This is a genomic window from Desulfocurvus sp. (assembly GCF_023230885.1).
In the GTDB taxonomy this organism is placed as follows: domain Bacteria; phylum Desulfobacterota; class Desulfovibrionia; order Desulfovibrionales; family Desulfovibrionaceae; genus Desulfocurvus.
Window position 1 is genome coordinate 1 of sequence record NZ_JALNWM010000005.1, and the last position, 11,791, is coordinate 11,791.

General features: G+C 70.9%; 8 protein-coding genes. 3 read left to right on the forward strand and 5 right to left on the reverse strand.

The genetic code is table 11. From position 1 onward, the window contains the following. Window positions 1–71 precede the first annotated feature (71 nt). Complete coding sequence (locus M0P34_RS00745; RefSeq protein ID WP_291495310.1) at window positions 72–566, reverse strand: rubrerythrin family protein; 495 nt, start codon at window positions 564–566, stop codon at window positions 72–74. A 232-nt stretch (window positions 567–798) separates the two neighbouring features. Between M0P34_RS00745 and M0P34_RS00750 the strand changes: the two genes are divergently transcribed. Both M0P34_RS00750 and M0P34_RS00755 read left to right on the forward strand, forming a co-directional pair. Further along, window positions 799–3,237, forward strand: a complete 2,439-nt coding sequence (locus tag M0P34_RS00750) for a cyclic nucleotide-binding domain-containing protein (protein ID WP_291495313.1) — start codon at window positions 799–801, stop codon at window positions 3,235–3,237. A gap of 84 nt (window positions 3,238–3,321) precedes the next feature. After that, entirely contained in the window at window positions 3,322–5,850 is a 2,529-nt protein-coding gene (locus tag M0P34_RS00755; protein ID WP_291495315.1) for an MFS transporter, read from the forward strand. Between the two features lie 154 nt (window positions 5,851–6,004). On the opposite strand, the gene M0P34_RS00760 is transcribed toward M0P34_RS00755, so the two are convergent. Genes M0P34_RS00760 through M0P34_RS00775 form a run of 4 tightly spaced genes read right to left on the reverse strand, consistent with a single transcriptional unit; the run spans window position 6,005 to window position 11,128 of the window. After that, window positions 6,005–7,228, reverse strand: coding sequence for a hypothetical protein (locus M0P34_RS00760; protein ID WP_291495317.1), 1,224 nt, complete (start codon window positions 7,226–7,228; stop codon window positions 6,005–6,007). A gap of 36 nt (window positions 7,229–7,264) precedes the next feature. Next, the gene (locus tag M0P34_RS00765) at window positions 7,265–8,413 is read right to left on the reverse strand and encodes an ABC transporter substrate binding protein (RefSeq protein WP_291495319.1); all 1,149 of its coding nucleotides are present in this window, start codon (window positions 8,411–8,413) and stop codon (window positions 7,265–7,267) included. A gap of 52 nt (window positions 8,414–8,465) precedes the next feature. Beyond that, complete coding sequence (locus M0P34_RS00770; RefSeq protein ID WP_291495321.1) at window positions 8,466–9,086, reverse strand: class I SAM-dependent methyltransferase; 621 nt, start codon at window positions 9,084–9,086, stop codon at window positions 8,466–8,468. A 20-nt stretch (window positions 9,087–9,106) separates the two neighbouring features. Then, window positions 9,107–11,128, reverse strand: a complete 2,022-nt coding sequence (locus M0P34_RS00775; RefSeq protein WP_291495323.1) for a SpoIIE family protein phosphatase — start codon at window positions 11,126–11,128, stop codon at window positions 9,107–9,109. 236 nt (window positions 11,129–11,364) lie between these two features. Between M0P34_RS00775 and M0P34_RS00780 the strand changes: the two genes are divergently transcribed. Beyond that, window positions 11,365–11,778: an Hsp20/alpha crystallin family protein gene (locus M0P34_RS00780; protein ID WP_291495325.1), complete on the forward strand. Its 414-nt coding sequence runs from the start codon at window positions 11,365–11,367 to the stop codon at window positions 11,776–11,778. Window positions 11,779–11,791 lie beyond the last annotated feature (13 nt).

Consider the following 11,791-nt stretch of genomic DNA (forward strand, 5'->3'; position numbering starts at 1 on the left):
CCCCCCAGGGGGATCCGGCCCGGCTGTCTTTGGGCCTTGCGCCGCCGCCCGCCTTCCCGGCGCCAGGGCGGCTAGTCGACCTTGAAGAACGCCTTCCCCGCAGCCTTGCAGACGGGGCAGGAGTCCGGGGCCTCGTTCTCGACGGTGTGCCCGCACACGGAGCAGACGTAGTAGTCGGCCGGTTCGGGGTTTTCCAGCGTCTCCAGGGCCTTGCGGTAGAGCTTGGCGTGCACGGCCTCGACCACGTTGGCGAACTCGAAGGAACGCAGGGCGGCCTTGTGGCCTTCGGCCTTGGCGTCCTCGATCATGGGCGGATACATTTCCTTGAACTCGTGGGTTTCGCCCTCGATGGCCTCCTTGAGGTTCTCGGCTGTGGAGCGGATGCCCCCCAGGGCCCGCAGGTGGGCGTGGGCATGCACGGTCTCGGCGGCGGCGGCGGCGCGGAACAGCCGCGCGGCCTGGTGGTGCCCTTCCTTGTCGGCCTTTTCGGCGAAGGCGAGATATTTGCGGTTGGCCTGGGATTCCCCGGCAAAGGCTTCCATCAGGTTCTGTTCGGTCTTGCTCATGTTCGCTCCTTGGTGTGGCTGTTAACAGGAATTGTTACTGACAAGGGCAAATCTACAGCATTTCCGGGGAAGGTCAAGCCCCTGTTTCATTTTTTCCCCTTTCGCGGGCGCCGGGGCGCCGGGGCGGCCTATACAAATCCCCGTAAAAACCGATGAAAGAAGAGGGACGGTTGCCAGCATCGGGGCAAGGCGTGTACAGTCCCAGGAAAACCAGGAGATTGGGGGACGAGCTGTGGCGGTCTTCAAATGCCCTTCCTGCGGGCTGGACAAAACCTTCCCGGAGACCTTCGCGAACCGCGAGGTCCGCTGCCCGCGCTGCGGCGAGGCGTCCCTGATCGTTCCCGACGCGGTGGACCTGCACCTGGAGGACGTGATCGACCCCCGGCCCGAGCCGCCGGGCGCGCCCCGGGAGCACAAGGCCATCACCGAGGCCGAGCTGTCGCGGGTCATGGAGGCGGACCAGCGGCCCCGGCTGGTGGAGGGCGGCGCGGTGCGCAACGTCGCAGGGGGGCTGACCACGGGGGCGCTGGCGGTGCTGTTCTCCCTGGCGGTGGGGCTGCTGGCCTTTTCCCACGACGGACTCCTGGCCCATGCGCCCCACGCGGTGGCCATGGCCCTCATCAGCGCCACGGTCATGGGGCTGGCCGCGGCGCTGACCAGCCGCATCTCCTTCGCCGCCGCCGGGCCCGAGACCATGACCGGCGTGGTGCTCTTCCTGCTCGCGGGGTTCGTGGGCCAGCGCATGGCCGGGGCCCCGGGCGAGGCCGTCCTGGCGACGACCCTGGCGGCCATCGCGGTCTGCGGGCTGTTCACGGGCGTGCTGCTGCTGGCGGTGGGCCTGACGCGCAGCGGCGACCATGTGCGCTATGTGCCCATCCAGGCGGTGGGCGGCGTACTGGCGGCGGTGGGGCTGATGCTGGTGGTGCAGGCGTTCGGGGCGGCCCTGGGCCGCAGCGTGTGCCTGGCCGACATCGTGGCGCGCTACTTCGAGGCCGGGCTGTGCCTGCGCTGGGCCCCGGCCCTGGCCCTGGGGCTCGCGGCCTTCGTGGTCATGCGCTGGGTGCGCAACGCCTACGCCATGGCCGCGCTGCTGGCCGCGGCCATCGGCGCCTGCCACGCCTACCTGCACTGGCGGGGCATCGACCTGGAGCAGGCCCGGGCCCTGGGCTGGCTGTTCGACGCCATGCCCCTCGCCACGCCGTGGACCCAGGTCCAGGACCCCGGGTTCCTGGGGCGCATCCACTGGCTGGTCATCGCCGACGGGGCGGGCTATGTGGCGGCCCTCGGCGGGCTGGTGGCCTGTTCGGCCATGATCCGCATTTCCGAGATCGAGGTGGTCACCGGGCGGCCGGTGGACCTGGACGGCGAATTCCGCGCGCTGGGGGCGGGCAACGTGCTGTGCGCCCTGGCCGGAGGCATGCCGGGAACCCTGTCCCTGGACCGCAGCCTGGGCAACCGCCGGGCCGGGGCCTCGGGGGTGCTGGCCGGGCTGCTCGGCGCTGCGGTGTGCGCCGCGGCCCTCATCCTGGTTGAGCGGTGGCTGCCGCTGCTGCCGCGCTTCGTTCCGGCGGGCATCCTGGCGGGGCTGGGCTTCTCGCTGCTGTGGCGCTGGCTGGTGCAGACGCGCGCCCGCTTTGCCCACAAGGGCGACTACGCCCTGCTCCTGCTGGTGTTCCTGCTGACGGCGTCGCTGGGGCTGCTGCCGGGGCTGGGCATCGGCGCGGCCCTGGCCCTGCTGGTCACCGCCGTGCGCTACGGCTCGGTGAGCGTGGTGCGCCTGGAGCTGTCCGGCGCGCACTACCACAGCAGCGCCGACCGCGCCCCGGCCCAGCAGGCCGTGCTGCGCCGCAAGGGCGACCAGATCCACGTCCTGACCCTGCAAGGGTTCATCTTCCTGGGCACCACCAACCGGCTGGTCGAGATGATCACCGCGCGGCTGCACGACCAGGACCGCGAGCCCCTGCGCTTCGTGCTGCTGGACTTCACCTTCACCAGCGGGCTGGATTCGTCGGTGGCCATCTCCTTCATCCGCATGAAGCAGATCGCCAGGTCCGGCGGCTTCCTGCTGGCGTTCACCAACGTGCCCCTGGAGCTGGAGTCGCAGCTCGCCCGGGCGGGCTGCGCGCTTTCCGACGAGGACGGCGGGTCCATCACCGCCACGTCCCTGGACTACGCCCTGGAGTGGGCCGAGGACCACATCCTGGACGACGCGGGCGAGCTGCACCAGGAGCACAAGACCCTGCCCGAGCTGCTGGCCCCGGTGTTCCCCGAGCCCGGGCTCATCCCGCTGCTGGCCCGGGTGCTCACGCGGGTGGAGCTGCCCCGGGGGCGGACGGTCTTCCGCCAGGGGGACGCGCCCGACGCCATGTACTTCATCGAAAGCGGCACGGTGAACGTGGAAATGGCCCTGGAAGAGGGCCGACACCTGCGGCTGAAGAAGATGGGCCCGGGGGCGGTGTTCGGCGAGATGGGCCTGTACACCGCCGCGCCGCGCACGGCCACGGTGACCACCGCCGAGCGCTGCGTGCTCCACCGCCTGCCTGCCAGGGCCATGCCCCTGCTCCAGCGCAAGCGCCCGGACCTGGCCTCGGCCATCCACCGCTTCGTGGTCGCCCTGCTGGCCGACCGCGTGGCCACGACCAACGCCACCCTGCGCGAGGTGCTGCGCTAGGCCCGCGCGCAAGGCCGTTGCGCCCGCGCCCGGGGCGCGCTAGTGTGCCCGGGCCGAACGCAACGCCAACCCCGGGGCCCGCGCATGAAAATCAAGATCGCCCTGTGTGCCTTCCTGCTCCTGCTGCTGTCGCTGGGCTTCAGCATCATGCTGACCACGGCATCCATGGAAAAGGTCTACACCGAGGCCATCCTCTCCGAATACCGCGTCGTGGCGCTGGACTTGCAGCGCGCCCTGGACCGGGCCCTCAAGTTCGGCAAGCGCCTGGACAAATTCACCGGCATCGAGCGCGTGCTCGCGGACACCCGGGCCCAGATATTCAAGAACGTGGTCCTGCGCCACACCCCGCTGGGCTACCAGCGCAAGCTGCTGCGCGAGGACGGCACCGTCATCTCCATCGCCCTGCCGGACGGACTGATCCTGCATTCCACGGCGCCCGGGCTGGCGGGCGAGACCCTGCCCCCCGCCCTGCGGGCCCTGTTCCCGCCCCGGGAGCCCGGCCTGGGCGCGCCGCCCTCCTTCGTCAAACACCTCGGGCAGTTCTCCATCGCCCTGCCCGTCACCGGCGCCGGGGGCGTCGTCGCACACACGGTCATCAGCTTCGGCGACGAACAGGTCGAACTGCTGCTGCGGCCCTTCTTCGACCACAACCTCAAGGTGTTCGCCGGGGTCATGGTCTGCGGCATGGCCCTGCTCATCCTGGCCCTCAACCTCGCGACCCACGCCGCGCCGCTGACCTCGGGCCTGCCCGGGCGGCGCATCTCCATCCTGCTGTTCCTGGTGGTGGGCTCGGCGCAGATCGTCTTCGCGGGCATGAACCTGCGCGCCTTCCGCGACGAATTCCTGGCCATCAACCAGACCAAGGCCGACACGCTGATGACCCTGCTCAAGGAGGACGTGGAGTTCTTCCTGGCCAAGGGCCTGCGCCTGGAGAACATGAGCGGGCTGGACCAGCTTCTGGGCGACATCATCACGGCCTCGCCGGAGCTGCGCGACATCGCCCTCTACGACGCCACGGGGCGGCTCGTGTTCGTGGGCACGCACCAGGGCGCCTTCGACTACCGCTCGGGCGGGGCCCCCTCGCCGGAGCTGGACCCCGGCCCGCTGGACGGACAGTACGACCCGCGCTACCGCGCCCGCGTGCCCCTCATGCGCGAAGGCGAGCTGCACGGCTCGCTGGTGGCCAACGTCTCGCGCCAGACCATGCTCCAGAAGCTGACGGAAATCTTCAAGGACTCGGCCACCGTGCTGGTCATCTCCATCCTGTTCTTCGTGGAGATGCTCATCCTGGCCAACCTGTTCATCAAGGACCAGTACGTCAGGACCAACGGCGCCAACGCCCCCCCGGAGGACCGGGCCTGCCCCGGGCCGGGGACGGGCGTGCCCTTCGGCGCCATCCGTCCGGCGGCGTTCCTGTTCCTGCTTGGCATCGACATGTGCATCTCCTTCCTGCCGCTGTACATGAAGACCCTGGCCCTGCCCGACCTGGGCCTGTCGCGCGAGGTGGTGCTCGGCCTGCCCATCTCCGTCGAGATGCTCTTCGTGGGCGTGGCGCTGCTGGCAACCGGGCCGTGGATCGACCGCCGGGGCTGGCACGAGCCTTTCTGGGCCGGGCTGGCCGCCGCCCTGGGCGGCACGGTCTGGTCCGCCCTGGCTCCCGACGCGCTGCACTTCATCGCCGCGCGCGGCCTGGTGGGCCTGGGCTACGGCGCCTTCATCATGGCCGCCCAGGGCTTCATCGTCCGCCAGACGGACCGCGGCAGCAAGGCCCAGGGCATGGCCCAGCTCTGGGCGGGTGTGTTCGCGGGCAGCATCTGCGGCGGCGCCGCCGGGGCCATGATGGCCGAACGCGTGGGCTTCCGGCCCGTGCTGCTGGCCGGAACGGTCATCCTCGTCTGCGCCGGGGCCTACGCCCTGGGCTTCCTGCGCCGGGCCATGACCCGGCCGTCCTCCTGCCCCCTGGTGCCCGGCGCCCGCGCCCGCGGCCGCCTGACCCCGGCGCGCGCCCTGCGCTTCCTGGCCAACCGCGACGTGTTCGGCCTGGTGGCGTTCAGCTCCATCCCCGCCTCCCTGGCCTTCGTGGGCTTCATGTACTATTTCAGCCCCATCTATCTGGCCGAGATCGGCCAGTCCCAGTCCGACATCGGGCGCGTGTACATGCTCTACGGCGTGTGCCTGATCTACGGGGCGCCCTACCTGGCCAAGTTCCTGGACCGCGCCGGCAACCAGAAATTCCTGATCTTCCTCTCCGGGGCCACGGGCTGCCTGGGGTTCACCACCTACTACTTCTTCGGCGGGCTGGAGGCCACGGCCCTGACGGCCCTGCTCCTTGGCGTCTCGGGCAGCCTGGACGCGTCGCGGGCCTTCGTGCTCAAGCTGCGGGCCACCCACGAGCTGGGCGAGGGCACGGCCATGAGCCTGTTCAACTCCGTGGGCCGCACCGGGCAGATCATCGGGCCCATGCTCTTCGGCTGGATGCTGCTGACCTTCGGCATGCCCGACGCCATAACCTTCTTCGGCGTGGGCTACCTGGCCATCACCGTGCTCTTCAGCCTGTGCACGCGCTCCGAGGCCACCCTGGCCGCCAAGGGCCTGCTGCACACGGAAAAATAGCCCCGGCCGCCGCCCGCGCGGCCCTGCTCCCAAAAAACGGCCGGGCCGGATTCCACACGGAATCCGGCCCGGCCGCTTGCGCCGCCTGCGGGGCGCCGACGCGGGACGGGCGCCCGGGCGGCCTGTCCGGCCCGCCCAACGCCCGCCCGGGGCCCTATGCGGCGCCCAGGCGGACGCGGGCCGTGTCCAGCAGGCTGCGCGCCTGGGCGCGCGAGGCGCAGGAAATGGCGGTCAGGTCGGCGCGGGCAAAGGCGGTGATGCCCGGATTGGAGAGCACGAGGAAGGACTCGGGGCCGGGGTCGAGCAGCCCGCGGAGCAATTCGAGAACGCGGCCCACCGGCAGGGCGCGGCGCAGGCGCAGGCCCTCGTGCCAGTAGTGCACGGGCCGGTCGTCGAGCCGCGCGGCGCGCAGGCGGCGGACCATGTCGCGCACATAGACGCTGGCGCCCTTGCGGGGGTTGAAGTCGTTCCAGTGCAGGGTGCCGTCCTGGTCGGCCAGGATGTCGCAGCAGTAGAAGCCAAGGCCCCCCCGGGCGGCGAAGTGCGGGCCCAGGACCTCCAGGACCGTGCGCCGGGCGGCCTCGGCCAGGGCGCGGTCGTTCTCGGCGGGGTGCAGGGTGCCGCGATAGGAGTTGTCGATGTTTATGGAATCGAAGACGCAGACATCGACGACCTCGCCGCTGGCAGTGATCTCCCAGTGCACCGAAAGCTCGGCGCGCAGGGGTTCCAGGCGCGTTTCCAGGAACAGGGCGCCGTGGCGCCCGGCCAGGGAACGCACGGCGCGCTCCAGGGCGTGGACATCGGCGGGGGCGGCCATGCCGCCGCAGCCCACCCCGCCCATGCCGGTCTCGGTCTTGAGCAGCACGCGGCGGCCCCCGGCCATGAGCGCGGCGCCCTGGCGGACCAGGGCGGCGGGGTCGGGATGGTGGAACCAGGGGGCCGTGGGCAGGCCGAGCTCGGCGCACAGGGCCTTGAAGGCCAGCTTGCTGGCATAGGTACGCGCCAGGCCGAAATGGCAGTAGGCCGGCACCCCCAGGGCCTGGGCCAGGGCGCGCTCGGGCTCCTCGATGCAGAAGAACTCCAGGCGCGCCGGGCCGGCGGCGGCGGTCTCGCCGATGGCCTCGCGGGCCCGGGGGCTGGCCAGCACCAGCTCGGAGAGCGTGCGCCCCGGATGGAAGGGCCCCGCGCTCACGAGCCGGGGCAGGGAAAAGCCCAGCCCCCGCCAGTAGCCCAGGAAATCCTGATCCACCGGGTCGGTCGTCAGCACCAGATGCCCCGCGCCGACCTGGCACAGGCCGCCGCGCTGGTCGTAGCGCTGCTCCAGCGCGGAGCCGCGCAGCAGCCCGTTGCTCTGGGAATCGATGATGATCCGCTGCATTCCGTGCCGCCCCTCTCGGAGGGCGCGGCCCGCGCCCTAGGGCGCGGGCTCGATCTGCTCGAAGACCTCGTCCGCCGCCAGGAGCATGTCCACGGGCGGGTCGAACTGGATGATCTCGGCCGTCTTGAGGTTGATGGCGATCTTGGGCGGATCCTCGAATATCTGGGGCAGGGCGCGGGGCTTGGCGCCGTTGAGTATCCGGGCCACGGTGCGCGCGTAGAACTGGCCGACGTACTTGTATCCGGCCAGGGAGATGCTCATGAGCAGACCCTGACGGACCTCGTCGGAGCCGTTCTGGGAGAAGGAGGGCACGCGCGCGTCCAGGGCGATCCTGACCAGCTCGGGCAGGCTGCGCTCGCTGACGCCGCCCTGCACGGTGACATACAGGGCGTCGGCACTGGCGGCCAGCTGGCGGAAGCAGGCGATGGCGCTGGCCTCGGCCTCGGCCTTGTCGGCGATGTCGCTCTTGGTATGGCAGGGGACGATCTCGTAGCCCAGCTCCGGGGCCAGGGCCTCCAGGGCGTCCAGGGCCGCGTAGGTGCGCCCGGCGGGGGTGTCCTCGTAGGCCACGCCGAGCTTGCGGAAGCCGACCACGTCGTGAAACACGCGGATCTGTTGCAGGAACCGCTCGGGGGCGATGCGGGCGTGGATGTTGTCGCGCCCGGAGTCCTCGGCGCTCTTGATGATCCCGGCCTTCTGGGGGTTGGCGGTGGCCATGACCACGCAGGGCACGGTGTTGCCGTCCACGGCGAGATCCTGCCCGGCCCAGGTGCCCAGGGCCAGGACGAGATCGATGTCGCCCTTGCCCTTCAGCCGCTCCAGCAGGGCGGCCCGGGTGCTGGCCCGGACGCCGTCGTCCCAGTTGGCGCTGTAGCAGGCGTCGGGCACGAATTCGAGGTACGGGCTGCCGAGGGTGCCGAGCCATTTCCAGAGTTCCCCGACCCCCTCGCCCTGCTGGGGCGGCACCTCGTCGAAGGCGATCCAGCCCAGGTCGCGCAGGCCGTGGAGCAGGGCGACGAAATTCTTCTGGTAGTCGATGTACTCGCCGCCCTCGTAGTAGGCGATGCGCCATTTCCTGCCGTTGTCGGTGCCGGGCGTGGTGGGCGTATCGGCCGCCGGGCAGGCGGCCGCGGCCAGGGCGACCAGGACCAGGGCGGTCAAAAGACGCCGAAACATCGTATGCATTGGCAAAACTCCCGTGGCGGTAACGTTTCCCGGCCCGCGCCGGAACGACAGATCATAGTTTTTTTTGGGCGATAAAGAAAGTCCAGGGGGCGGGGGTCGGCTCCACACAGACCCGCGCGGCCCCACGCTCCAGGTAGAAATCGAGCACGTCGGCGGCGTGGCAGGAATTACGGTCGCCGCCGGGGTCGCGCCGGGCGTCGAGCACGTCCAGAACCATACCCTCGCGGCACAGGCCCCAGCAGTGCTCGACCATGCGCTCCAGGCAGGGCGTGGTGCCGCTGGTGCCGATGAGCAGCACCCAGTCGCACGGGTCGGTCCATTCCATGATGTTGGCCACGCGGAAATCGCGCCCCGGAAAGCGCCCGGCGGCGCTGGCCACGAACTCGGGGACCAGGTCCAGCCCGGTGTAGCGGCAGGGGGGCAGGTGTTCCAGCAGCTTGCCGTCGCCGCAGCCCACGTCGAGCACGGCGTGCCCGGGGGCCAGGAGCGGGGCCAGCACCCGCCCGGCGCGCTCCAGGCGGCGGCGGTAGAGGTCCTGGTCGCTGTAGAAGAAGGCGCGGTGGTCGGTGCCGTAGCGGTCCACACGGCGCAGGTAGGCCTCGCGCATGGCGTCCCAGTCGGCCACGTCGCAGCCGTCGAGAATGACCCGGTCCCCGTTCCTGACTATGCCCATGCGTCCCCCCGTCCTTGTGTTCAGCCCCTGGGGCCTTTGTAGCGCAGGCAGAGCATGGTGATGTCGTCCGAGGGCGGCTCGTCGAGCACATGCTCGCGCACCGAGGCGCGCACGGCCTCCACCAGGGCGGCGGGCTCGGCGCCGGGGACGGCGGCCACGGTCTGAAGCAGGCGCTCGTCGGAATACAGGTCGCGCGCGGCGTTCATGGCCTCGGTGACGCCGTCGGTGTAGACGAAAAGCCGGGCTCCGGGCTCCAGATGCAGGGTCAGCGGCCTGTAGGGCATGTCCTCCATGGCGCCGACCATGGGCCCGCTGATCTCCTTGAGGAAGCGCGGCCCGGCGTCGTCGGCCAGGATGGGCGGGTTGTGGCCGCCGTTGGCGTAGGCCAGCTCGCCGGTGCGCACGTCGAGCACGCCCAGGAACAGGGTCACGAACATGGAGCGCGGGTTGTCGCGCGAGAGCGCGTCGTTCACGGCGGCCATGATCCGCTCGGGGTCCCGGGTCTTCTTGGCCTCGGAGCGGACCAGGGTCATGGTGATGGTCATGAACAGCGCGGCGGGCACGCCCTTGTCGGACACGTCGCCCAGGGCCAGGCAGAGGTGGTCCTCGTCGATGAAGAAGAAGTCGTAGAGGTCGCCGCCGACCTCCTTGGCCGGTTCGAGCACGGCGTAGAGGTCGAACTCCTCGCGCGCGGGATAGGGCGGGAAGATCTTGGGCAACAGGCCCATCTGGATGTCGTGGGCCACGTTGAGCTCGCTTTCGATGCGCTCGCGGGCGGCGGTGGCGTCCATGAGCTCGCGGATGCGCTGGCGCAGGGACTGCTCCATGAACTCGAAGGCCCCGGCCAGGCGCCCGACCTCGTCGCCCCGGCTTCCGGCCAGCCCGGCCAGCGGCGAGGCCGCGCGCTCCTCGGCCAGGAAGTCCTGGCGGTGCAGGTCGCGGGCATAGCCCGCCAGGCGCTCCAGGGGCCGGGCGATGCGCGCGGTGAGCAGCAGCCCGGCGGCCAGCCCCAGCAGCAGGACCACGGCCACAACACCGGCCAGCTGCGAGAGCAGGCGCCGGGCCGGGGCCTGCAACTCGGCCATATAGGCGGTGGTCACGATGTACCAGTCCAGGGCCTTGTTGTAGCGCACGAAGGACTCGCGGGTGCCCGCGTCGGCGGCGCCCTCGGGCAGGGAGTAGAGCGGGCCCTCGGAGCCGCTGGCGGCCTGGGCCGCGATGTCGTCGAACAGGCGGTTGCCCGTGAGCTGGTTGCGGCCCAGGGCGAAGTCCTCGGCGACGCCCTCGGGGCGGATGAGGGCGCGGCCGTCGCCGGAGAGCACCGTCACGAAGCCGCTGTGGGCGATGGTCACCTTGTCCAGGTTCCCGGCCAGGATGCCCACGATCTGCTCCAGCTTGCGGCGCTCGGCGCGCTCGATGTCCTCGATGTCCACGGCGGCGCCGAGCATCCAGTCCCACGCGGGGTAGTAGGTGAACAGGCCGAAGTTGCGCACCTGTTCGGTGCCGCCGATGCGCTTCCAGTAGTAGGTGGTGCTGGCGGTGCCCTGGCGGCGGGCCTCCTCGCGCATGGAGGCGGTGACCTTGCGGTCCTTCACGTCGGTGAACACGGACAGGTCGGCCCCGACCATTTCCGGCTCCGGATACGCCAGGGCGCGGCCCTTGGCGTCGTAGACGAAGAGGTATTCGCCCTGGCCCGGGGCCAGGGTGGCGATCCACTCCAGGGCCAGGGCCCGGGCCCGCTTCTCGGAGATGCGCCCGGCGCGGGCCAGCTCGCGGAAGCGGTCCACCCCCGAGAGAACCACGGCGTTCAGGCTGGCGAGCTGGGTCTTCAGGGCCCGGACCGTGGCCAGGCGCTCCATGACCATGCTCTTGTGGCGGCCCTGCACGTCCAGGTCCACCAGATGCAGCACGTTGCGTGCGGCGCGCTGCTCGGCCACGAACACGGCGCTCTCCACGTCGCGCTTGGAAAAAAAGCCCACCGCCCCGGCCACGGCGGCCAGGATGGCGAGGATCATCAGGGCTATCTTGAGCTTGATGGACATGGGGACTCCGTCCTCCGGGGCCTGCGGCCCGTCGCGCGGGGGGCCGGGTGCGGGAACCGCCCGGAATGTACACACATCGCGACGCGAAGGAAAGCGCCCAAAGGCCCCTGCGGTCCGGGATGGAACCCCGGCGGGCTTGAAATGCGTCGCAAAACCCTTACTGTACATGACAGGATCCCCGTTGCGGCGGCGCGCCCCCGCGCTGCGGCCGCCACCCGCCAAGGAGGACGCAGACCATGGCCGACCTCAAGCTCTGGGGCGAGACGCAGATATCGAAGATGAAACGCGACATGGACCGCCGGTTCGAAGCGCTGTGCACGGACTTCGGCCTGCCTCCGGCCCGGCCCTTCGGCGAAGCCGGGCTCACGGTGGACGAGGAGGGCGACGGGCTGGTGGTGCGCGTGGCCGCCCCGGGGCTGGACCCGCAGGACATCGGCGTGGCCGTGGCCCGCCGCCGGGTGACCATCACCGCCCGCCGCGTCACGCGCACCGAAGGCGGCCTGCGCGCCGAATCCTTCCGCAAGGAACTGTACCTGCCATGCGCGGTGGCCGCCCGGGACGTGGCGGCCCAGTACCGCGACGGAATCATCGAGATCCGCATCCCCCGGCGCGCGGCCCACGGCTGCGGGCTGTCCCGTTCCACGCCCTGAACGCCCAGGAGGA